A 20734-nucleotide genomic window follows, 5' to 3' on the forward strand; every position below is an offset into this window, starting at 1 on the left:
TCGACGGACCCGCGGGCCCGGCAGCGGCGCCGACGCCGCGCGGGAGCCGATCTAGGCTCCCCCGCATGCGAGTCCTTCTGGTGGGCGGAGCGGGCTACATCGGGAGCCACACTGCCGTCGCGCTCCTCGAGAGCGGCCACGAGGCGCTGGTCGTGGACGACCTCTCGCACGCGAGCGAGCGGACCCTCGACGCGGTGGAGGAGCTGACCTGCTCAGTGGTCCCCCGCCTGATCGCCGACGCGCGCGACACGGCCGCGCTGACCCGCTTCCTCGCCGCCCACGGACCGGTCGACGCCCTGGTCCTGCTCGCCGGGCTCAAGTCGGTCGGCGACTCGGTGCGGCGGCCCCTCGAGTACTGGACTGTCAACGTCGGGCTCGCCACCGCGGCGTTCTCGGTCGCGGCGGAGAGGGGGATCCGCACCGTCGTGTTCTCGAGCTCGGCGGCCGTCTACAGCCCGGGCGGCGCGATGCCGGTCGGGGAGGACTCCCCCGCCGGGCTCAGCGCGGCGAGCCCCTACGGCGCGACCAAGCGCGTGATCGAGGAGATCCTCGGCGACGCCGCGCGCGCCGATCCCCTCCTGCGCGGGGTCAGCCTCCGCTACTTCAATCCCATCGGCGCGCACCCGTCGGGGCGGATCGGCGAGGATCCGGCGACGGCGCCAGGGAGCCTCCTGCCCGTGCTGACGCGGGCCGCGGGCGACCCCTCCCGGTGCGTCGACGTCCTCGGCGACGACTACCCGACCCCCGACGGCACGGGGCTGCGCGACTACATCCACGTCTGCGATCTCGCGGCCGGGCACGTCGCGGCGCTCGAGCGTGCGCGGCCCGGGCACCGCGTCTACAACCTCGGCACGGGCTCGCCGACGAGCGTCCTCGAGCTGATCGACGAGGTCGAGCGGGCGAGCGGGGAGACGGTCCGGTGGCGGGTCGTGGAGCGTCGGCCGGGCGACCTCGCCGCGAGCTGGGCCGACCCGGCACGCGCCGAGCGGGAGCTGGGCTGGCGGGCGGTGCGCACCGTCCGCGAGGGCGTCCGCGACCAGTGGCGGTGGCAGACCCTGCAGCGCATCGGCGTCTCCTGATCCTTTCGGCAAGGCGTCACTGAAAGAGTGACTTCTTCTTCTCCGCGGCTCTTCTCCATCGTTGTGATCTCCAAGGGAATAGCGCCTCCGCGACGCACTCCAGACGATCCTCGCCATTCCGCTCGCGGCTTATCCGGATTATCGGACTCTCCTTTCCCCGTCGTTCTGCGACGACTCGTACTCGCCTTTCGATTCCTTCTCCACGAGCCGGTTAGCTTCTACTGCACTGCTGATCGGTCACCGACGACGGATAAGCATTCGGAGCCGCTCCCGTCTCCGGATGGCCGCCCGATCCTCACCGCACGCCCGGGGGAAGGGGCCCATCATCACTGCCGTCATCGACGCGACCACCCGTTCCCGATCCGTCCCGCCGGTCGGTCCCGGCCTGATCGTGCACGAGTGGGTCGAGCGCCGCGGAGGCGCCGAGCGCGTGCTCGAGGCGATGACCGAGGCCTTCGCCGACGCCGACGTCCGCGTCCTCTGGAGCGACTGCGCCGAGGTCGTCGGCAGGCCCGTCTCGGAGTCCTGGCTGGCGCGCACGCCGCTGCGCCGCCACAAGGTCCTCGCCCTGCCGGCGATGCTGCCCACGTGGCGGCTCCCGGTCGGCGCCTCCCGCGAGTGGGTGCTGGTCAGCTCGCACCTCTTCGCCCACCACGTCCGCACCAGCGGGCCGACCCGCAAGCTCGTCTACGCGCACACGCCGGCCCGCTACATCTGGGAGCCCGACCGCGACGGCCGCGGCAGCAGCCTCGCCGCCCGCACCGCGAGCCTGCTCCTCAAGCCGATCGACCGCCTCCGCGCCGCCGAGGCCTCCTCCATCGCCGTGAACAGCCTCTTCACCGGGCAGCGGGTGCGCGACGCGTGGCACCAGCCGTCGCGGGTCATCTACCCGCCGGTGAACACCGAGCTGCTCTCGACGATCACCGACTGGCGCTCCCCGCTCGACGACGACGAGCTGCGCCTCCTCGACTCGCTCGCCCGGCCGTTCATCCTGGGCGCCTCGCGGTTCGTCCCCTACAAGCGCCTCGAGAAGGTCATGGACGCCGGAGCCCGCACCGGGCTGCCGGTCGTCATCGCCGGGCACGGCCCCTGGGAGGCGCGGCTCCGCGCCTACGCCGAGGAGATCCGGGCCGACGTGACCTTCGTCATCTCGCCCTCCGACCAGCTGATCCGCGCGCTCTACGCGCAGGCGCTCGTGTACGTCTTCCCCGCCGTCGAGGACTTCGGGATCATGCCCGTCGAGGCGATGGCCTGCGGGACGCCGGTCATCGGGACCGACATCGGCGGAGTGCGCGAGAGCGTGTCCCTCGCCGGCGGGGGCGTCATCGCCGACCTCGAGGGCGATCCGGACTGGAGCGACCTGCTGCGCCGTGCGCTCGCGCTCGACGTCGACGCCTTCCGGGCTCGCACCCGGGTCTTCTCGCGCCGGCGCTTCATCGCCGAGATCCAGGACTGGGTCGCCGAGCAGACCGCCTGACGACGGCGCTCCCCGCCGCGGGAGGCCGTCCGTGCGCGCGTCACCGTGCGAGCGGACGACGCTCCCGCGGAGGGATCAGAACAGGCCGCGCGGGGGCTCGATCGAGGCGAGGACGCCGGGGGCGGCGATCACGCTGAGGCGGCCGACCTCCTCCGGGGTCAGCTCGGGCAGGCGCTGCGCGAGGTCGAGGAAGCGCTCGATCTCGGACTCCTCGAGCACGTCGGCAGCGAGCGTGCGGAACTTCGACACGTACTGCTCGCGGCTGAACGGATGCGCGCCCAGCGGATGCGCGTCCGCCACCGCGATCTCGTCGACGATCGTCGTGCCGTCCGTCATCAGGATCTCGACGCGCGCGCCGAACGCCTTCTCGCCCGGATCGGTGGAGTGGTAGCGGCGCGTCCACTCCGCGTCCTCCTGCGTGGTGACCCGGTGCCAGAGCGCGATCGTGTCGGCGCGGGCGGCCCGCTCGGGGGCGTAGCTGTGCACGTGGTGCCAGGCGCCGTCCTGCAGCGCCACCGTGAAGATGTACGGCACGGAGTGGTCCAGCGTCTCGCGGGACGCGGCCGGGTCGTACTTCTGCGGGTCGTTCGCGCCCGAGCCGATCACGAAGTGCGTGTGGTGCGACGTGTGCAGGACGATCCGCTCGACGCGCTCGGGATCGGCGGCCTCGGGGTGCGTGCGGTGCAGGCGGCGGGCGAGGTCGATCAGCGCCTGCGCCTGGTACTCGGCCGAGTGCTCCTTCGTGTACGTGTCGAGGATCGCGCGCTTGGCCTCGCCGCGGTCGGGAAGCGGGACGTCGTAGCTCGCGTCGGCGCCGTCGAGCATCCAGGCGATGACGCCGTCCTCGCCCTCGTAGATCGGCGACGGGCTGGTCTCACCGCGCATCGCCCGGTCGACCGCCTCGATCGCCATCTTGCCCGCGAAGGCCGGCGCGTACGCCTTCCAGCTCGAGATCTCGCCCTTGCGCGACTGCCGCGTGGCGGTCGTCGTGTGCAGGGCCTGCGCGACGGCCTGCTCGATCGTCGCGACGTCGAGGCCGAGCAGCGTGCCGATCCCGGCGGCGGCCGAGGGGCCGAGGTGCGCGACGTGGTCGATCTTGTGCCGGTGCAGGCTGATCGCGCGCACCAGGTCGACCTGGACCTCGTATCCGGTGACGATGCCGCGGACGAGCTGCGCCCCGCCGATGCCCGCGTGCTGGGCGACGGCGATCAGCGGAGGGATGTTGTCGCCCGGGTGCGAGTACTCGGCCGCCAGGAACGTGTCGTGGTAGTCGAGCTCGCGCACGGCGACCCCGTTGGCCCAGGCCGCCCACTCGGGCGAGACCCGGCGGGCCGGGTCGACGCCGAGGACGACCGAGCCCTGGCCGCCGATGGAGGCGGGGTGCGCGAGAGCCTGCGCGCGGGCGGCGACGACCGGGCGGCGCAGGAGCGACGCGGTGGCGACGGCGGCGTTGTCGATGACCCGGTTGACCACCATCTCGGCGACCTCGTCGTCGATCTCGACCGGATCGGCGGCGACCTCGGCGATCGCGTGGGCGAGCTGCCCGTGTCGCGGGAGCTCCTCGTCGCTGCGGTGGACGCGGACGTGGTGTTCGTGCACGGGCGGCTCCTTCGTCTCTCCCCCAGGCTATCGCCCGCCTCCGGCCCCGGCCGCGCGGGCAGAATGGGCGGATGTCCTCCCCCACGCGCGTCGCGGCGCTCGACTGCGGCACCAACTCCCTCCGCCTGCTGATCGCCGACGTGGAGGGCGGCCGCCTCCGGGACGTCCAGCGCCGCACCGAGCTCGTGCGGCTGGGCCGCGGGGTCGACCGCACCGGCCGCTTCGACCCGGCCGCGCTCGAGCGGACTCTCGCCGTCACCCGCGAGTACGCGGCCGCCGCGCAGGAGGCCGGCGCCGAGCACCTCCGCTTCGTCGCCACCTCGGCCACCCGCGACGCGGCCGACCGCGAGGACTTCCTCGCCGCCGTCGAGCGGATCCTCGGCGTCACCCCGGAGACGATCTCCGGCGAGGAGGAGGCGCGGCTCTCCTTCCGCGGCGCGGTCTCGGCCGTCGACTCCGCCCGGCCCGTGCTGGTCGTCGACCTCGGCGGCGGCTCGACCGAGCTCGTGCTCGGCGGAGCGGAGCCGGAGCAGGCGCACTCGATGGACGTCGGCAGCGTCCGCCTGACCGAGCGCCACCGCCGGGCCGCCGAACCGACGGAGGGCGAGCGCGCGGCGATGCGGGCGGACGTGGCCGCCGCGCTGGCCGCCTCCTCCGTCGACCTCTCGCAGGCCCGGAGCGTCGTCGGCGTCGCCGCGACCGTGCTCACGATCACCGCGCACGTCCTCCGCAGCACCGACCGCGCTGCGCTCGAGACGTCCCTCCCCCTCTCCGACGTCCTCGCCGCCTGCGACGAGCTCGCCGCACTGTCTCCGGAGGGGACGGCGGCCCTCCCCTGGGTCCGCCCGGGGCGCGAGGACGTGCTGGCGGCCGGCGCGCTGGTCTGGGGCGAGGTCCTCCGCGCGGTCCACGAGGCGTCGCCGGGCGTCGACCGGGTCCACTCGACCGCGCACGACATCCTCGACGGCATCGCGCTCGGCCTCGCCTGACGCCCGCGCGGGTCAGGCGGTGAGGGCGCTCCCGGAGTCGCGCGGGAGCCGGGCGGCGGCGGCGAGCGGCACGAGGGTCAGCACCGCGAGGGCGAGGAAGGCGACGCGGTACGGGACGAGGCCGGGCCCGATCGCGGTGCCGACGGCGAGCGCCACCGCGCCCACCGCGACTCCGAGGCCGGCCGCGATCTGCTGCGTGGTGGCGTTGAGGGTGTTCGCGCCCGACATCCCCGCCTGCGGGACCTCGGCGAACGTGACGGTGTTGTAGGCCGTGAAGCCCGCCGAGCGGGCCACTCCGCTCAGCACCAGCAGCGCGACCACGAGCGCCACCGGAGTCGCCGGCTCGAGGAACGCCATCGCCGCCATGCACGCGGCCCCGACCGCGCTCGCCGCGACCAGCACCCCGCGGAAGCCGAGGCGCCGCAGCAGCGGAGTCGTGGCCGGCTTGATCGCCAGGTTGCCGGCGAAGAGCGCCAGCACCACGGAGCCGGCCCGCACCGGGCTCCAGCCGAACGCGTCCTGGAACAGCAGCGGGAGCAGGAACGGCACCGCGTTCACGGTCGCCCGGTAGAGCGACCCGCTCGCGTTGGCGACCCGGAAGGTGCGGAAGCGGAAGGCGTCGAGCCGCACGAGCGGATGCTCGGCGCGGCGCAGGTGCCGCACGGCGAGCGCCGTCACGACCGCGCCGACGAGCAGCGGCGCCACCGCCCGCCCGTCGAGCTCGGAGCCGGTGAGGAGCCCCGCCGCTCCGACCAGCGCGCCGAGACCGACCGCGACGAGCGCCAGCCCCGTGACGTCGAGCGGGGGCGGCGCGCTCTCGGAGGTGGCGGGGACGATCCGGCGCGCGATCGCGAACGCGACGACCCCGAGGGGCAGGTTGATCAGGAAGATCCAGTGCCAGGAGGCGACGGTCGTGAGCAGCCCGCCGAGGAACGGCGCGATCACGGGGGCGACCAGTCCCGGCCAGACCAGGATCGCGATGGCATGGATGATCCCCTCCCGCGGAGTCGCCCGCAGCACCGCGAGCCGGCCGACCGGCACCATCAGCGCGCCGCCGACGCCCTGCAGGACCCGGGCGCCGACCAGCAGCGGCAGCGTGGGGCTGAGCGCGCAGAGCAGGGAGGCGAGGGTGAAGACGGCGATCGCGGTGGTGAAGACGCGGCGCACGCCGAAGCGCTCGCTGAGCCAGCCCGAGGCCGGGATGAGCACGGCGACGGTGAGGAGGAACGCGGTGACGGTGATCGAGACCGCGGCGGAGTCGACGCCCAGGTCGGCGGCGATCGCGGGCGCGGCCGTCGTCACGATCGTGGCGTCGAGGTTCTCCATGAAGAAGCAGCCGGCGACGAGCAGCGCGAGGGAGCGGTGGCGGGGGTCCGTGCTGTCCTCCTCGGCGTGGGGCTGTCGGCGGCGAGCGTAGCGCGGCGACGGCGCGGCCGCCGGGCGGGTACCGTCGCAGCATGAGCGCTGCAGCCGAGACCAGGACGATCCAACTCCGACGCTACGAGCTGATGGACGGGGTGATGGACGACTTCCTCGCCTGGTTCCCCGAGCGGATCGTGCCGGCGCGCGAGGCCCACGGCTTCCGGATCGAGTTCGCCTACGCCGACCGCGAGGTGAACGAGTTCGTCTGGGCGGTCAGCACGGCCGGCGACGCCGACGCGTTCGCCGAGGTCGAGCGGGCGTACCTGGCCTCGCCCGAGCGCGACGCCGCCTTCGCGGGCGAGCCGAAGCGCGTCGCGGTGCAGCACGTGCGGCTGGTCGAGCGGATCGTCTGACCCGGGCGGCGTCCGAGCCGAGCGGCGTCCGACCCGGGCGCCGTCGTCTCCGGGGCGCCGCCGACTCCGGGTGCCGTCGGGTCCGGGCCCGTCAGCTCCGGGCGCGCCGCACGGCCGCGAGGACGCCGCGGACCACGAGCGTCCCGACCGCGATCGACCCGATCGCTCCGGTCAGGCGCGCCCAGACGTGCTTCGGCCGGTCGATCCCGGCGCGGTCGGCGGGCGAGGGGAGCGAGGCGGGCGCGAGCGTGCGGCCCGCGGCTCCCGCCTCGGCCATGTGGGCGAGCCGGCGCACGGCCTCGCGGTTGCGGATCCAGAGGAACGAGTGCATCAGCGGCTTCGGGACGAGCGTGCCCGGGCCCTTCACGGGCGCCTCGTGCATCCGCACCTTCGCGCCGCGCGCGTGCGGCTCGACCTCGACGCGCACCCGGGCCTCGCCGAGCGGCCAGCCGGCGGCCTGGATGACCATCCGGCGCGGCGGGTCCCACTCGAGGACCGTGGTGCGGTCGTCGATCACGAGCGGCCACAGGCCGAAGGAGTGGTGCAGCTGCGAGCCCACGTGCGGGAAGTCGGCGTCGACCTTCCGCATCCTCGACGCGCCGACGACCCAGCTCGGGAACAGCCAGCCGGAGGCGAGCACCGCGAAGACGGACTCGGGCGGGCAGTGGACGACGCGGGTGGTGCGGGACATCGCGGACTCCTTCGAGTGGTGGTGGGGCGCGTGGCGGCGCCGTCCCTCAGCCTGGCAGGCCGGGGGCGGCGACGGGCGCAGCGCAACGGCGGCGGCTCAGGCCGGGCGCGCCTCCGGCGACAGGTCGGGCGACTCGCGCACCCCGAACTCGTGCCGCAGCGCGCTGCGGGCGGCGTGCCAGCCGGCCATGCCGTGCACGCCCGGCCCGGGCGGGGTGGACGAGGAGCAGAGGTAGAGCCCCTTCGCGGGCGTCCGCCACGGGTCGGTCGTGGGGACCGGGCGCGAGAGCAGCTGCGCGACGCTCGCGGCTCCGGCGGCGATGTCCCCGCCCAGGTAGTTCGGGTTGTAGGCCTGCATGTCGCGCGCGGTCATCGAGGAGGCGCCGATCACGCGGTCGCGGAACCCGGGGGCGAAGCGCTCGATCTGGGCGGTGATCGCCTCCTGCTGGTCGGCGGGCGAGTACCGGGGGACGTGCGTGTACGCCCAGAGGACGTGCTTGCCCTCGGGCGCCCGGGTCGGATCGGCGATCGAGGGCTGCGCCACCAGCACGTAGGGGCTGCGGCTGTGCCGGCCGCGCTTCACGTCGCGCTCGGCGGCCGCGATCTCGGCGCGGCTGCCTCCCACGTGCAGCGTGCCCGCGCCGGCGAGCTCCGGGTTCGTCCACGGCACCGGTCCGTCGAGGGCGAAGTCGACCTTGGCCACGCCGTTGCCGTAGCGGAAGCGCTGAAGGGCCGCCGCGTACGCCGGGGGCAGCCGGTCCCCCGCCATCGCGAGCAGCGCCGTCGGCGTGCCGTCGACGAGCACGGCGCGGGCCGGGGGCAGCTCGGAGAGCGAGGTCACCTCGACGCCGGTCTCGATGGTGCCGCCGTGCGCCCGGAGGTCGTCGGCGAGCGCGTCGACGATCGACTGGCTGCCTCCGATCGGCACCGGCCAGCCGCGCGCGTGGGCGTAGGCGCCGAGCGCCAGGGCGGCCGCGGCCGTCGACGGGCTCGGCATCGGGCGGATCGAGTGCGCGGCGACCCCGGAGAACATCGCCGGGGCGACGTCCTCGCGGAAGCGCAGGTTCCACACCGGGGTGCCCTGCTCGAGCACCCGCAGTCCGAAGCGGATCAGCACGCTCGGGTCCGTCGGGATCCGCAGCAGCGCGTCGTTGGTGAAGCCCGCGACGCGGTCGGCCCGCTCGGAGAGAGGTCCCATCAGGGCGCGCCACGCCGCCCCGTCGCGGCCCAGCGCCTCGGCCGTGCGGTCGAGGTCGCGGTAGGCGATGCCCGCGCGGCCCCCGTCGAGCGGATGCGCGTACGAGATCTCGGGGACGACCAGCTCGATGCGCCGGTCGAGCCCGAAGGCACGGAAGAAGCCGGACGCGAGCGCCATCGGGTGCACCGCCGAGCAGACGTCGTGGTGGAAGCCGGGCAGCGTCAGCTCCGCCGTGCGCGCGCCGCCGCCGATCGTCTCGTTGCGCTCGAGCACGGTGACCGAGAGCCCGGCCCGCGCGAGCGTGACCGCGGCGGCGAGGCCGTTGGGCCCCGCCCCGATGACGACGGCGTCGACCACGGTCACTTCCTCCGCAGGGCCGAGACGACGCCCGCGGCGCCGGCGGCGAGGGCCGCGGCGGCCCCCGCGTAGCTCAGGGCGCGGTGGCGGATCATCCAGATCTGGGGCGTCATGGTGTGCGCGCGGTCGCTGAAGAGGCCGCGGGCGCCGTGATCGCCGGGGACCGGCTCGTAGACGTTGTTCGGGAGCATCGGCTCCGTCTTGTCGGGGGCCTGCTGACCGTCGAAGGCGCTGCGGGCGAGGTACCAGTCCATGAAGCGCCCGGCGAAGCGGTCGCCGAGGATGGTGCCCGCGGTCGGCTCGCCGACCCAGGTGCGGCGGCGCGGCTTGTCGGCCACGTCGGCGATCGCGATCGCGCCCACCTCGGGCTCGTAGATCGGCGGCACGGGCTGCGGGTGGTGCGGCAGCTGCGACTTCACCCAGTTGAACTGGATGGTGTTGAGCGCCGGCATGTCGACCTCGGACAGGCGCACGCGGCTCTTCGCGTGCAGCAGCTCCGCGGTGACGGCCTCGGTGAAGCCTCGGGCGCCGAACTTGGAGGCGCAGTACGCGGCCTGCAGCGGGATGCCCCGGTGCGCGAGGGCGGAGCCGACCTGGATGACGTGCCCGCGGTCGCGCGGGGTCATCCGGGAGAGGGCTGCGCGGGTGCCGTTGACGAAGCCGAAGAAGTTGACGCCCACGGCGCGCTCGAAGTCGGCGGGCTCGGTCGAGAGGAACTCGCCGAAGACGCCGACCATCGCGTCGTTGACCCACAGCTCGATCGGGCCGAGCTCGGCCTCGACCCGGTCGGCCGCCGACTCGACGGCCTCGCGGTCGGCCACGTCGGTCGGGATGCCCAGCCCGCGCCGGCCCTTCTGCTCGATCTCGGCGACCGTGGCCGCCAGTCCGTCCTCGCCGCGTGCCAGCACGGCGACGTCCCAGCCGCGGGAGGCGAGCTCGCGGACCGTGGCGCGTCCGAGCCCGGCCGTGCCGCCCGTGACGACGGCGACTCCGCGGCTCATGCGCGGGCCTCGCGGGAGGAGGTCTCGAGGCGGGGGTGCTGCGTCATGGTGCGGGCTCCTTCGTGAGGGCGCGGTGTGCGTCGGGAGTCCCACGCTAGGCGGGAGCGGCGGCGCGGCGCGCGGGGTTGCGCCCGATCGGTGGAGAGCTCGGTGGATCCGCGCCCGGGGAGGAGAATCGCTCCCGACAGCTCCCGGCTCTCCTCCAGAGACCGCCGCCAGACTGACGCCCGCCCGAGCACCCTCCGACCGGATCGACGCATGACCTCTCTCCTCGACCTGAGCCTCGTCTCCGGCCCCCTCGTCGTCGCCGTCTACGTGCTCGCGATCGGAGCGCTCCTCCTCCTGCTCGCCGCCCACGTCCGCGCTCCCCGCCGCGGGCGCTCCCGACGCGGCGGGATCGCCGTCGCGGTCCTCCTCCTGGGCCTGATCGGCGGCGCCGCCCTGGCCGCCCTCGTCGACGGGCCCGACGGCCCGTTCGGCGTCGACTTCACGCCGGTCACCCGGGTCGCGATCGGCCTGGGGATCGGCGCGCTGGGCGTCGCGCTGGTCGTCCTCGGCCATGCGATCGCCCGCCGGCGCGTGCGGGGGGTGCTCGCGTCGCTCGCCGCCGGAGTGCTCGTCGTCGCGGCGGCCGCGATGACCGTCAACATCGACTTCGGCCAGTACCCCACGGTGCGCAGCGCGCTCGGGATCAGCGCGTACTCCGACTCCTCCGTGCCGGTCGCCGCCGCGGACGGACCGCACTCGGACCTCGCGACCTGGACCGCCCCGGCCGGGATGCCCGCCGTCGGCTCGGTCTCGACGGTCGCCATCCCCGCCACCGCGTCGGGCTTCCCGGCCCGCGACGCCGTCGTCTACCTCCCGCCCGCGGCCCTCACCGCGACCCCGCCGCTGCTGCCGGTGATGATCATGCTCTCGGGGCAGCCGGGGTCGCCCTCCGATCCCCTCTCGACCGAGAAGTTCCAGCAGACCCTCGACGCCTACGCCGCCGCGCACGCCGGCCTCGCGCCGATCGTCGTGTCGCCCGACCAGCTGGGCGATCCCGACAGGAACCCGATGTGCGTCGACTCGCCGCTCGGGAAGTCGGCCACCTATCTCACCGTCGACGTCCCGAACTGGATCCGCGCCAACCTGCCGGTGCTCGGCGACGCGCAGCACTGGGCGATCGGCGGCCTCTCGCAGGGCGGGACCTGCTCGATCCAGCTCGGCGCCGGCCACCCGTCGCTCTTCGGCAACATCGTCGACGCCTCGGGCGAGCTCGCGCCGACCCTCGGCAGCGAGGCGGCGACGGTCGCGCAGGGGTTCGGCGGCGACCAGGCCGCCTACGAGGCCGCGAAGCCGGTGAACGTCCTCGCGGAGAACGCCCCCTACACCGGCACCGTCGCGATCTTCGGCGTCGGCGCCGAGGACACCTCGTTCCTCCCCGGGGCGAAGACCGTCTACGCCGCGGCCGTCGCCGCCGGCATGAGCGCCACCTACCTCGAGGTGCCGGACAGCGCCCACGACGTCACGGCGTGGTCGGCGACCTTCGACAAGGGCCTCGAGATCCTCGCCGACCGCTGGAAGCTCGTCCCCGCCTCCTGAGCGGCTCCGGGCCTCAGGCGCTCTCGACCAGCCGGACCGCCGCCTCGATCCCGCCGCTCCACGGCGCCCCGTGTCCCGGTACCACCCAGCGCGCCCTGGTGGGCAGGAGCGCCCGGAGCGACGCGAGCGCCTGCTCCGGCTCGTCTGTGAAGGGCGCGGGCTGCGGACCCGTGCGGCCGGTGAGCACGTGGCGGGTGGTCAGCCCGTCGCCGACGAAGACCGCGTCGGCCAGCGGCACGTGCACGGCGATGCTCCCCGGGGAGTGACCCGGGAGCGCGATCACGCGGGGAGCGCCCGGCAGGTCGAGCGTCTGCCCGTCGTGCACCTCGACGACCTCGGTGAGCGGCGGGACCGTCGCGATGCCCTTCCGCAGAGCGTAGGCCGCGAAGCCGAGGAGCGGCAGGACGCGCAGCCGCGGTGTCGCGGTCCTCGGCTTCGCCCCGCCCTTCGCCCGCTCGGCGTCGGCGGCGTGCACGTGGACCGGCACGCCGTGGTCGCGGCGCAAGCGCTCGGCGAAGCCCACGTGGTCGGAGTCGCCGTGGGTCAGCACGACGCCGCGCACGTCGTCGAGGGTGCGGCCCATTGCGCGCAGCTCGGCCAGGAGCTCCGGCCAGAGACCCGGCAGGCCGGCGTCGATGAGCGTGACGCCCTCGTCGGTGTGGACGAGGTGGACGGCGACGATGTCGGTGCCGATGCGGCGCAGGTGGGGTCCGAGTTCCATGATGGCTACGCTAGTTAGCCATCATGGCTACTGTCAATAGCTATACTCGGCCCATGCCCACTCCCGACCGCACCTCCCTCGAGGCGATCGTGCGCGCCGCCGGCGAGCTCCTCGAGCGCGACGGGCTCGCCGGGGTCACGATGCAGGCCGTCGCGCAGAGCGTCGGAGTCCGCGCCCCCTCCCTCTACAAGCGCGTCGAGGGGCGCGAGACGCTGATCCGCCTCGTCGCCGCGGACGCCCTGACCGTGCTCGCCGACCGCCTCGCCGACGCCCCGGACGCCGCCGCGCTCGCCGACCGCCTCCGCGCCTTCGGCCACGAGCGGCCGGCCGCGTTCCTCCTCGTGATGGCCCCCGCTCCCGGCACGCCCGTCGCCGCCCAGGAGTACCGCGACGCGGCGAGCGCCCGCCTGCTGGACCTCACCGCGCAGCTGGCGGGCGAGGAGGACGCCCTCGAGGCGGCGCGCACGCTGACCGCCTGGGCGACGGGGTTCATCGGGATGGAGATCACCGGCGCCTTCACCCTCGGCGGCGATGTGGAGAGCGCCTGGCGCTTCGGGCTGGGGCGGATCGTCTCCGCGCTCGCTCCGGCCGCGTCGCGCTGAGCGCCGCGACTCAGGCCCGGCGGAACGCCGCCTCGTCCTCGAGGAACCGCGGACGGCACGCGACGATCCCGCTGACCAGCAGCACCGCCACTCCGGCGAACAGCAGCGCGTACGCGCCGCTCCAGTCCCCCTGCGCCTCGTAGAGCACGCCGATCAGCAGCGGACCGAGGCAGGCGAGCCCGTAGCCGAGCCCCTGCGTGGCGCCGGAGAGGGTCGAGGAGCCGGTGGTCGTCCGCGTCCGCGCGTTCACGAGCGTCAGCGTCATCGGGAACGTGCTGACGCCGAGCCCGAGGCAGACCACCCACGCCACGGCTCCCTCCAGCGGAGCGACGACGAGGCCGGCGTAGCCGACCGCGAGCAGCGCGCAGCACACCACCACGACCACGACCGGGTTGCGCATCCCCAGCGTCAGCGGCGGCACCACGAAGGCGGCGGCGAGGCCGAACACCGAGAACAGCGCCAGCAGCGCCCCGCCTTGCGCCGGATCCGCGCCCGCGTCGACGAGGATCGTCGGCAGCCAGGTGATGATCCCGTAGGTGTGCAGACCGGTCATCCCGAGCATCAGCACCATCGCCCAGAGCAGCGGCGTGCGCCAGGCCCCGTCCACGCGGCCGCCGGCGGCGGCCGGAGCCGCCCCGCCTCCTCCGCGGGCCGCGAGCGCCGCCCAGAGCAGGCACGCCGCGGCCGTCATCACGGCCCAGATCCCGATCGCCCAGCGCCACCCCGCCGTCGAGGCCAGCGGCACCGCGACCAGCGGAGCGACGAACTGGCCCACCTGCAGCAGCGCCAGGTAGAGCGAGCTGACCGTCTTGATCCGCTCGGCGAAGTACCGCTTCACGATCGGCACGATGAGCACGTTCGTGGTGCCCACGCCCGCGAAGGCGACGACGGTCGAGAGCACCAGAGCGACCGGGTTCGGGCTCAGCGCGCGGAGGGCGATGCCCAGCGTGGTCACCAGCGTCGCGATCGCGAGCGTGCGCTCCAGGCCGATCCGGCGCGAGACGGCCGCGGCGACGAAGCCGAAGACGGCGAAGGAGGCGGTGACGATCGTCCCCAGCGCCCCGTAGAGCGAGGGCCCGAAGCCGAGATCGGCGCCGATCGTGTCGAGCAGCGGGCTGAAGCCGGTGACGGCGGTGCGGAGGTTCAGCGCGGTGATCGCGATGGCGGCGAGGGCCAGGAGGGCGGTGGCGCGGAGCGTCGGTGCTGCGGTCATGGAGTCCCCGAGAGATAGGATGATGGGATGAATCCTGGCGAGTCTAGCCCCGCGGCGCCGTTCCAGCGCGAGAGCGTGATCGACCACGTCACGGCGCTGTTCCACGAGGAGATCCGCTCGGGCCGCTGGGCCGTCGGCGAGCGGATCCCGGTGGAGGCCGAGCTCGCCCGCTGGACCGGCGCCGGACGCAACTCCGTCCGCGAGGCCGTCCAGGCCCTCGTGCAGGCGGGCCTCGTGCGGCGGGAGCAGGGGCGCGGCACGTTCGTCACCGCGCGATCGCAGCTCGCCGAGTCGCTGCGCCGCCGCATCCCGAGCGCCGCCCGCCGGGAGGGCCTCGAGCTGCGGTTCGCGATCGACGGGGCGACGGCCGCGCTGGCGGCCGAGCGCCGCACCGGGGAGGACGTCGCCTCCCTCCGCGCCCTGCTGGCCCGCCGGGCCCGCTCGTGGGAGGCTCCGGAGCTCGCCGAGCGGATCGCCGCGGACACCGCGCTGCACCGGGCCGTCGTCGTCGCGACCCACAACGACCTGTTCGTCGAGCTCTACGACGGCCTCACCGGCATGTTCGAGTCGGTGCTGGAGGAGGACGTCGTCGGCGAGGAGGACGTGCACGCCCGCCAGCACGCCGAGCTGGTCGAGGCGATCGCCGCGGGCGACGCCGAGGGGGCGCGGCGCCGGATCGAGGAGCTGCTCGCGCCGCTGCTGGCCGAGGCGCAGCACGACGTCTGACGGGAATCCTCCGCGGCCGGCGGCGGACGGCACGCGCTCGCGGCCGGTTCCGTGCCGCCCGCCGAGTGGGATCAGCCCCGCGGACGCCGGGTCGACCAGAGCGCCCACGCCACCAGCAGCGGCTGGAACGCGAGGCGCACGGCGCGCTTGCGGTCGGTGTCGAGGCCGAAGGCGCTCGTCCGCGTCACCCACTGCGAGACGTTGCCCGGGAAGATCGCGGTGAAGAAGGCGGCGGCCGCGGCTCCGACCAGCGGCGCCCGTCGGCGCGCGAGCACCAGCGAGGCGCCCAGGCCGATCTCGACCACGCCCGAGGCGAGCACGACCGCGTCCTTGTCCAGCGGCACCCACTCGGGCACCTGCGCCTGGAACTCCTCCCGCTTGCGGGTGAGGTGGCTCACCCCCGCGAAGAGGAGGGCGGAGCCGAGGAGCACCTTGGCGCCGGTGCGGAGGAGGGAGGGGGAGGAGGATGTCATGCGCTCCATCGTTCCCGATGCGGGCCGCCGCCGCCGCCGTGGCGCGGCCACTGCGCACGAACGTGCCGGTGTCGGAGGCGGCGCCTAGTCTGATCGCGTGACTGACCGCATCCTCGTCCTCACCACCGGTGGCACCGTCGACAAGGAGTACTCGCTCGCGGGCGAGCTCGAGATCGGCGCCCCGATGGTGCCGCGCCTGCTCGCCCCGGTGCTCACCACGCTCGAGTTCCGCGTCGAGGAGGTCCTCGCCAAGGACAGCCTCGAGCTCGACGACGCCGATCGGGCCCTCATCCGCGAGCGGGTGCTCGCCGCCGAGGAGGACCGGATCGTCCTCACCCACGGCACCGACACGATGACCGCGACGGCCGAGGCCCTCGGCGTCGTCCGCGATCGGGTGGTCGTCCTCACCGGCGCGATGCAGCCCGCACGGATGCTCGACAGCGACGCCGCGTTCAACCTCGGCACCGCGGTGGCCGCCGTGCAGCTGCTGCCGCCGGGCGTCTACCTCGCGATGAGCGGACGGGTGCTGCCCGCCGGCTCCGTGGTGAAGGACCGGTCGATCGGCGTGTTCCTTCCGGCCTGAGACGGACGCCGGGCCAGGGTCGCCCGCGGACGGGCTTCCGGCCGGACGGGCCTCAGGCCTCGGCGAGCTCCGCGGTGCAGGCCGCGCAGAGCCCGAAGACGTCCACGACGTGGTGCGCGTCCGTGAAGCCGTTCTGCGACGCGACCGAGCGCGCCCACTCCTCGACCTCGTCGGCCGCGATCTCGACCGTCAGCCCGCAGCGGCGGCAGATCAGGTGGTGGTGGTGCGTCCCCGGCGTGCAGGCGCGGTAGAGGCTCTCGCCCTCGGGCGACTGCAGCGAGTCGGCCTCGCCCTCCACGGCCAGGTCCGAGAGCGCGCGGTAGACCGTCGCGAGCCCGATCGGCGAGCCGGAGGCGTGCAGCGCGCTGTGCAGGCCCTGGGCGCTGACGAAGTCCTCGCGACGCCCGAGGGCCTCGCGCACCGCCTCGCGCTGCCACGTGTTGCGCTTGACCACTGGACCACCTCCACTCCGCACGACCCGGGCCACGCTACCGCCCCCCGCCGACGGCGAGCCGGGAGCGCCGGACGCCCTTGCGGCCGATGATCCGGCAGACCGCGTAGATCGCGAACGAGATCGTCGTCACGTAGGGGCTGATCGGGATCGATCCGCCCAGCGCGAGCAGGATGCCGCCCACCAGCGCGCCGACGGCGAAGAGCACGCTCAGCAGCGGCACGACCACCGGCGAGGCGGACAGGCGCAGCGCCGCGGCCGCCGGCGTCACCAGGATCGCGAGCACGAGCAGCGAGCCGACGATCTGCACCGAGACGGCGACCGCGAGGCCGAGCAGGAGCATGAACGCGATCGAGAGCGCCCGGGTGGGGATGCCGCGCGCGGCCGCCACGTCGGCGTCGACGCTCGCGAAGGTGAGGGGGCGCCAGATCAGCGCGAGACCGACGAGGACGACCACCGAGATGCCGATCAGCCACCCGAGCTGCGGGTCGTCGACCGCGACGATCTGACCCGTGAGCAGGCCGAACTTGTTCGCGCTGCGGCCCGGGTAGAGGGCCAGGCAGAGGATGCCGATGCCGAGTCCGAAGGGCATCAGCACCGCGATGATCGAGTTGCGGTCGCGGGCGCGCGAGCCGAGCACGCCGATCAGGACCGCCGCGATCAGCGAGCCGACGATCGATCCCTCGACGACGCCGACGCCCAGCAGCAGCCCCGCGGACGCCCCCGCGAACGAGAGCTCGCTGATGCCGTGGACCGCGAAGGCCATGTCGCGCGACATCACGAAGACGCCGATGAGCCCGCCGACCACTCCGAGGACCGCGCCGGCGATCACCGAGTTCATCAGGAGCGACAGCAGCGCTCCGTAGTCCGAGAAGTCGAAGATCTGCGACCAGACGTCCGTCACGACTGCCCCTCCTCGTGCTCGTGCACGTGCGAGTGGTCGGGGGCGCCGACCACGATGACCCGGCCCCGGGCGCGGATCACGTCGACGGGTGCGTCGTAGAGCTCGCTGAGCACCTCCGAGCGCAGGACCTCGTCGGGGGTGCCGATCCGGAACCGGCCGCCGGCGAGGTAGAGCACGCGGTCCACCATGCCGAGCACCGGATTGACGTCGTGCGTGACGAAGAGGACGCCGAGGTTCCGCTCGCGGCGGTGCCGGTCGATCAGCTCGCTGACCGCTCGCTGGTGGGCGAGGTCGAGCGCGATCAGCGGCTCGTCGCAGAGCAGGAGCGCCGGGTCGCCCGCGAGCGCCTGGCCGACGCGGACGCGCTGCTGCTCGCCGCCGGACAGGCTGCCGATGGGGGCGTCGGCGAAGGCGGTGGCGCCGACGGCCTCGAGCAGCGCGTCGACGGCCGCGCGCCGGGAGCGGGAGGGCAGGGGCAGGCCGAACCGGTGGCCGTCGATCCCGAGCCCGAGCAGATCGCGCGCGCGCAGCGGCGTGCCCTCGTCGGCGAGCTTCTGCTGCGGGATGTAGCCGATGCGCCGGTTGCCGCGGTGCACGGGCTCGCCGAGCACCTGCAGCTCCCCCGCGCTCAGCTGCTGCTGGCCGAGCACCGCGCGCAGGAGGCTCGTCTTGCCGGAGCCGTTCGCGCCGAGCACCGCGACGAACTCGCCGGCGCGCACGTCGAGGTCGACGCCGCTCCACAGCTCGCGGTCGCCGAAGCGGAGCCCGGCGCCGCGCAGCCGCAGCACGGACGCCGAAGGGCCCGCCTCCGGAGAGACGGGCCTGGTCGGGGAGTCGTGCCTCACTGGGAGAGGGCTCCCTCGATCGCGTCGAGGTTGGCGGTCATCCAGCCGGTGTAGTCGTCGCCCTCGGGCAGCGTCTCGGTGACGGGGACGGCCGGGATCCCGGCGGCCTTCGCGGCGTCGAGCACCGCGTCCGTCTGCGCGCCCTCGGTCTGCTCGTTGTAGATCAGCGCGTCGACGGCCTCGCCGGAGAACAGCGCCAGCGTCTCCTGGAGCGTGGTCGCGGGGACGTCGGTGCCCTCCTCGACCGCCTCGCTGAAGGCCTCGGGAGTCGCGTCGGTCAGGCCGAGCGCATCGGTCATGTACAGCGGGACGGGCTCGGTGATCGCGATGGAGCGGCCGGAGAGCGTGCCCTTCAGCTCGCCCTCGCGGGCGATCAGAGCGTCGAGCCCCTCGTCGAGGGTGGCGAGATTGGCGGAGTAGGCGGAGGCGTTGTCGGGGTCGAGCGCGGCGAGCTCGTCGCCGATCCGCCCCGCGACCTCCTTCATCACCGAGAGGTCGTACCAGACGTGCTCGTTGAACTCCGCGTGCTCGTGCCCGCCCTCCGACTCCTCCTCCTCCTCCGCGTGGTCGTGGACGTCCTCCAGGCCGGCGATCACGGTGGCCGTGATGACGGGGGCCTCGGTGCCGGCCGCGCTGATCATGGTGTCGAGGAAGTGGTCGTAGCCGCCGCCGTTCTCGATCACGAGGGTCGCGCCGGACACGGCGAGCTGGTCGCGGGCGGTGGCCTCGTACTCGTGCGGGTCCTTGTCCGGGCTGTCGATGATACTGGTCACCTCGACCAGGTCGCCGCCGATGCTCGAGACGAGGTCGCCGTAGACGTTCGTCGACGCGACGACCTTCACGGGCCCGCCCGCGGCGGCGGCGGAGGAGCTGTCGGAGGCGCTGCCCGCTCCGGAGCAGCCGCTCAGGGCGAGCGCGGTGCCGCCGAGGAGGGCGGTGAGGGCGAGGAGGCGGGTCTTCACGGTGAGCCGATCTGGGTCAGGGGCCGGGCGGGTGCCCCCACGCTAACGGCTATTGATAACGATTGTCAAAATCGTGCGGAGGCGCCCGCCGGTCATCCGCGGACACACGCGGACACGGGGCGACACGCGCCTCGCTCCGGACACCTCGCCCCTGGCACAGTCGCTGCACACCGCCCCCGACGAGACGAGGACACCGTGACCACCACCGCACCCACGACCGCCGGCGCCGACGCCGCGACGACGATCGGCGCCGCCGCCGAGCACTGGTCGGCCGCACCCCGGCCCGACTCCCCTGACGCCTGGCTCGTCCGCGCCGAGGAGGTCGCCGCCGTGCTCGCGACCGACGCCCTCGAGCGCGACCGCGCCGGCGCCGCCCCCTTCGCCGAGGTCGCCCTGCTCAAGGCGGCCGGCCTCGTCACGCTGCTCGGGCCCGCCGAGCACGGCGGCGGTGCCCAGGAGTGGACCACCGCCCTCCGCGTCGTCCGCACCGTCGCGCGCGGCGACGGCTCGATCGGCCAGCTGCTCGGCTACCACTACCTCTGGGCCTGGGCGGCCCGCCTCGTGGGGACCCCCGAGCAGATCATCGCGGTCGAGCAGCTCGCGACCGAGGGGGACCTCCTCTACGGAGGCGCGGTGAACCCGCGCGACTCCGACCTCACCGTGCGGGAGGAGGGCGACGAGCTGGTCTTCACCGGCCGCAAGTCGTTCTCGACCGGCGGCGTGGTCAGCGACCTGACCGTGCTCGAGGGGGTGCTCGAGGGGACGGACACCCACCTCTTCGCGATCGTCCCCACCGATCAGGAGGGGATCGTCTTCGGCCGCGACTGGGACAGCCTCGGCCAGCGGCTCACCGAGTCCGGCTCCGTCGAGATCCGCGGCGTCCGCGTGCCGTGGGCGGCGGCGGCCGGCTTCGTCGACAGGGTCTACCGTCCGCTCGTCTACAACACCCTCAACGTGCCCGTCATCCAGCAGGTCTTCGCCGAGTTCTACCTCGGCATCGCGCAGGGAGCGCTCGAGCGCGCGGCGCAGTACACCCGCGAGCGCACCCGGGCCTGGCCGTACGGCGGCGACGACAAGGAGCGCGCCGGCGACGAGTGGTACGTGCTCGAGGGATACGGCGACCTGCAGTCCCGGCTCTGGGCCGACGAGGCGCTGATCGACGCGACGGGGGCCGCGCTCTCGGCCGCGCTGCACGCTCCGCGCGAGGAGCTGACGCCTCGGCGCCGCGGCGAGATCGCCGTGCGGATCGCCGCGGCCAAGGCGCGGATCGTGGAGGACGGCCTCGCGACGGCGACCCGCGTCTTCGAGCTGACCGGCGCCCGCGCCTCCGCGAGCTCGGTCGGACTCGACCTCTACTGGCGGAACCTCCGCACCCACTCCCTGCACGATCCGCTGCCCTACAAGCGCCGCGAGGTCGGCGTCTTCGCCCTGCTCGACACCGTCCCCGAGCCCAGCTGGTACACCTGATCGGCCGCGGGGCGCGTCCTGCTCCGGCGGCGCGCCCC

At 74.4% G+C, this 20734-nt stretch carries 21 protein-coding genes; 9 read left to right on the top strand and 12 right to left on the bottom strand.

Translation table 11 applies throughout. From position 1 onward, the window contains the following. Positions 1 to 65: 65 nt before the first annotated feature. Both galE and C5C10_RS12790 read left to right on the top strand, forming a co-directional pair. A complete protein-coding gene (gene galE, locus C5C10_RS12785; protein WP_104329411.1) occupies positions 66 to 1079 on the top strand; it encodes a UDP-glucose 4-epimerase GalE in 1014 nt (337 codons plus the stop codon). A 280-nt stretch (positions 1080 to 1359) separates the two neighbouring features. Continuing rightward, positions 1360 to 2556 (top strand): glycosyltransferase, encoded by a 1197-nt coding sequence (locus tag C5C10_RS12790; RefSeq protein WP_104224527.1) that lies wholly within the window; start codon positions 1360 to 1362, stop codon positions 2554 to 2556. A 75-nt stretch (positions 2557 to 2631) separates the two neighbouring features. Here the strand turns inward: C5C10_RS12790 and C5C10_RS12795 are convergent, their stop codons facing one another. Beyond that, positions 2632 to 4155 carry an MmgE/PrpD family protein gene (locus tag C5C10_RS12795; protein WP_104227214.1) on the bottom strand — a complete coding sequence of 508 codons (1524 nt, stop codon included), beginning with the start codon at positions 4153 to 4155 and terminating at the stop codon, positions 2632 to 2634. A 71-nt stretch (positions 4156 to 4226) separates the two neighbouring features. On the opposite strand from C5C10_RS12795, the gene C5C10_RS12800 reads away from it, so the two are divergent. Continuing rightward, entirely contained in the window at positions 4227 to 5144 is a 918-nt protein-coding gene (locus C5C10_RS12800) for an exopolyphosphatase (protein WP_104329412.1), read from the top strand. Between the two features lie 12 nt (positions 5145 to 5156). On the opposite strand, the gene C5C10_RS12805 is transcribed toward C5C10_RS12800, so the two are convergent. Then, positions 5157 to 6470: an MFS transporter gene (locus C5C10_RS12805; RefSeq protein ID WP_104329413.1), complete on the bottom strand. Its 1314-nt coding sequence runs from the start codon at positions 6468 to 6470 to the stop codon at positions 5157 to 5159. Between the two features lie 131 nt (positions 6471 to 6601). On the opposite strand from C5C10_RS12805, the gene C5C10_RS12810 reads away from it, so the two are divergent. Further along, on the top strand, positions 6602 to 6919 hold the full coding sequence (locus C5C10_RS12810) for an NIPSNAP family protein (protein ID WP_104224531.1): 318 nt from the start codon (positions 6602 to 6604) through the stop codon (positions 6917 to 6919). Between the two features lie 91 nt (positions 6920 to 7010). Here the strand turns inward: C5C10_RS12810 and C5C10_RS12815 are convergent, their stop codons facing one another. The 3 genes from C5C10_RS12815 to C5C10_RS12825 all read right to left on the bottom strand — a co-directional run bounded on the left by C5C10_RS12815 (position 7011) and on the right by C5C10_RS12825 (position 10165). Then, positions 7011 to 7610, bottom strand: a complete 600-nt coding sequence (locus C5C10_RS12815; protein WP_104233566.1) for an SRPBCC domain-containing protein — start codon at positions 7608 to 7610, stop codon at positions 7011 to 7013. A 96-nt stretch (positions 7611 to 7706) separates the two neighbouring features. Next, positions 7707 to 9164 (bottom strand): phytoene desaturase family protein, encoded by a 1458-nt coding sequence (locus C5C10_RS12820; RefSeq protein ID WP_374953351.1) that lies wholly within the window; start codon positions 9162 to 9164, stop codon positions 7707 to 7709. A 2-nt stretch (positions 9165 to 9166) separates the two neighbouring features. After that, on the bottom strand, positions 9167 to 10165 hold the full coding sequence (locus C5C10_RS12825; protein ID WP_104233564.1) for an SDR family oxidoreductase: 999 nt from the start codon (positions 10163 to 10165) through the stop codon (positions 9167 to 9169). Positions 10166 to 10423: 258 nt separating this feature from the next. Between C5C10_RS12825 and C5C10_RS12830 the strand changes: the two genes are divergently transcribed. Continuing rightward, positions 10424 to 11749, top strand: coding sequence for an esterase family protein (locus C5C10_RS12830; RefSeq protein WP_104329415.1), 1326 nt, complete (start codon positions 10424 to 10426; stop codon positions 11747 to 11749). Positions 11750 to 11762: 13 nt separating this feature from the next. On the opposite strand, the gene C5C10_RS12835 is transcribed toward C5C10_RS12830, so the two are convergent. Further along, positions 11763 to 12470: an MBL fold metallo-hydrolase gene (locus C5C10_RS12835; RefSeq protein WP_104329416.1), complete on the bottom strand. Its 708-nt coding sequence runs from the start codon at positions 12468 to 12470 to the stop codon at positions 11763 to 11765. A gap of 53 nt (positions 12471 to 12523) precedes the next feature. On the opposite strand from C5C10_RS12835, the gene C5C10_RS12840 reads away from it, so the two are divergent. Next, positions 12524 to 13072, top strand: a complete 549-nt coding sequence (locus tag C5C10_RS12840) for a TetR/AcrR family transcriptional regulator (protein WP_104329417.1) — start codon at positions 12524 to 12526, stop codon at positions 13070 to 13072. 10 nt (positions 13073 to 13082) lie between these two features. Here the strand turns inward: C5C10_RS12840 and C5C10_RS12845 are convergent, their stop codons facing one another. Further along, on the bottom strand, positions 13083 to 14285 hold the full coding sequence (locus C5C10_RS12845) for an MFS transporter (RefSeq protein WP_104329418.1): 1203 nt from the start codon (positions 14283 to 14285) through the stop codon (positions 13083 to 13085). Positions 14286 to 14312: 27 nt separating this feature from the next. Here C5C10_RS12845 and C5C10_RS12850 point away from each other — a divergent pair, with 27 nt between their 5' ends. After that, the gene (locus C5C10_RS12850; RefSeq protein WP_104238380.1) at positions 14313 to 15011 is read left to right on the top strand and encodes a FadR/GntR family transcriptional regulator; all 699 of its coding nucleotides are present in this window, start codon (positions 14313 to 14315) and stop codon (positions 15009 to 15011) included. A 71-nt stretch (positions 15012 to 15082) separates the two neighbouring features. Here the strand turns inward: C5C10_RS12850 and C5C10_RS12855 are convergent, their stop codons facing one another. Further along, complete coding sequence (locus C5C10_RS12855; protein WP_181027249.1) at positions 15083 to 15493, bottom strand: hypothetical protein; 411 nt, start codon at positions 15491 to 15493, stop codon at positions 15083 to 15085. 88 nt (positions 15494 to 15581) lie between these two features. Between C5C10_RS12855 and C5C10_RS12860 the strand changes: the two genes are divergently transcribed. After that, complete coding sequence (locus C5C10_RS12860) at positions 15582 to 16067, top strand: asparaginase domain-containing protein (RefSeq protein ID WP_104224541.1); 486 nt, start codon at positions 15582 to 15584, stop codon at positions 16065 to 16067. Between the two features lie 52 nt (positions 16068 to 16119). Here the strand turns inward: C5C10_RS12860 and C5C10_RS12865 are convergent, their stop codons facing one another. The 4 genes from C5C10_RS12865 to C5C10_RS12880 are packed head-to-tail and all read right to left on the bottom strand — an operon-like array spanning position 16120 to position 19229. After that, positions 16120 to 16521, bottom strand: a complete 402-nt coding sequence (locus tag C5C10_RS12865) for a Fur family transcriptional regulator (protein WP_104238381.1) — start codon at positions 16519 to 16521, stop codon at positions 16120 to 16122. A 34-nt stretch (positions 16522 to 16555) separates the two neighbouring features. Beyond that, on the bottom strand, positions 16556 to 17359 hold the full coding sequence (locus C5C10_RS12870; RefSeq protein ID WP_104224551.1) for a metal ABC transporter permease: 804 nt from the start codon (positions 17357 to 17359) through the stop codon (positions 16556 to 16558). 59 nt (positions 17360 to 17418) lie between these two features. Next, a complete protein-coding gene (locus C5C10_RS12875; protein ID WP_104247996.1) occupies positions 17419 to 18267 on the bottom strand; it encodes a metal ABC transporter ATP-binding protein in 849 nt (282 codons plus the stop codon). Next, a complete protein-coding gene (locus tag C5C10_RS12880; protein WP_104329419.1) occupies positions 18264 to 19229 on the bottom strand; it encodes a metal ABC transporter solute-binding protein, Zn/Mn family in 966 nt (321 codons plus the stop codon). Before C5C10_RS12880 ends, C5C10_RS12875 begins: the two co-directional genes overlap by 4 nt. 195 nt (positions 19230 to 19424) lie before the next feature. Here C5C10_RS12880 and C5C10_RS12885 point away from each other — a divergent pair, with 195 nt between their 5' ends. Further along, the gene (locus C5C10_RS12885; RefSeq protein WP_258060570.1) at positions 19425 to 20696 is read left to right on the top strand and encodes an acyl-CoA dehydrogenase family protein; all 1272 of its coding nucleotides are present in this window, start codon (positions 19425 to 19427) and stop codon (positions 20694 to 20696) included. Positions 20697 to 20734 lie beyond the last annotated feature (38 nt).

This window comes from Rathayibacter sp. AY1A3 (genome assembly GCF_002930975.1).
Taxonomy (GTDB): Bacteria; Actinomycetota; Actinomycetes; order Actinomycetales; family Microbacteriaceae; genus Rathayibacter.

Coding starts and splice junctions, on each gene's coding strand:
- galE (WP_104329411.1), top strand. CDS start 66: ATGCGAGTCCTTCTGGTGGGCGGAGCGGGCTACATCGGGAGCCACACT.
- C5C10_RS12790 (WP_104224527.1), top strand. CDS start 1,360: ATGGCCGCCCGATCCTCACCGCACGCCCGGGGGAAGGGGCCCATCATC.
- C5C10_RS12800 (WP_104329412.1), top strand. CDS start 4,227: ATGTCCTCCCCCACGCGCGTCGCGGCGCTCGACTGCGGCACCAACTCC.
- C5C10_RS12805 (WP_104329413.1), bottom strand. CDS start 6,470: ATGGAGAACCTCGACGCCACGATCGTGACGACGGCCGCGCCCGCGATC.
- C5C10_RS12810 (WP_104224531.1), top strand. CDS start 6,602: ATGAGCGCTGCAGCCGAGACCAGGACGATCCAACTCCGACGCTACGAG.
- C5C10_RS12815 (WP_104233566.1), bottom strand. CDS start 7,610: ATGTCCCGCACCACCCGCGTCGTCCACTGCCCGCCCGAGTCCGTCTTC.
- C5C10_RS12825 (WP_104233564.1), bottom strand. CDS start 10,165: ATGAGCCGCGGAGTCGCCGTCGTCACGGGCGGCACGGCCGGGCTCGGA.
- C5C10_RS12830 (WP_104329415.1), top strand. CDS start 10,424: ATGACCTCTCTCCTCGACCTGAGCCTCGTCTCCGGCCCCCTCGTCGTC.
- C5C10_RS12835 (WP_104329416.1), bottom strand. CDS start 12,470: ATGGAACTCGGACCCCACCTGCGCCGCATCGGCACCGACATCGTCGCC.
- C5C10_RS12840 (WP_104329417.1), top strand. CDS start 12,524: ATGCCCACTCCCGACCGCACCTCCCTCGAGGCGATCGTGCGCGCCGCC.
- C5C10_RS12845 (WP_104329418.1), bottom strand. CDS start 14,285: ATGACCGCAGCACCGACGCTCCGCGCCACCGCCCTCCTGGCCCTCGCC.
- C5C10_RS12850 (WP_104238380.1), top strand. CDS start 14,313: ATGAATCCTGGCGAGTCTAGCCCCGCGGCGCCGTTCCAGCGCGAGAGC.
- C5C10_RS12855 (WP_181027249.1), bottom strand. CDS start 15,493: ATGGAGCGCATGACATCCTCCTCCCCCTCCCTCCTCCGCACCGGCGCC.
- C5C10_RS12870 (WP_104224551.1), bottom strand. CDS start 17,359: ATGAACTCGGTGATCGCCGGCGCGGTCCTCGGAGTGGTCGGCGGGCTC.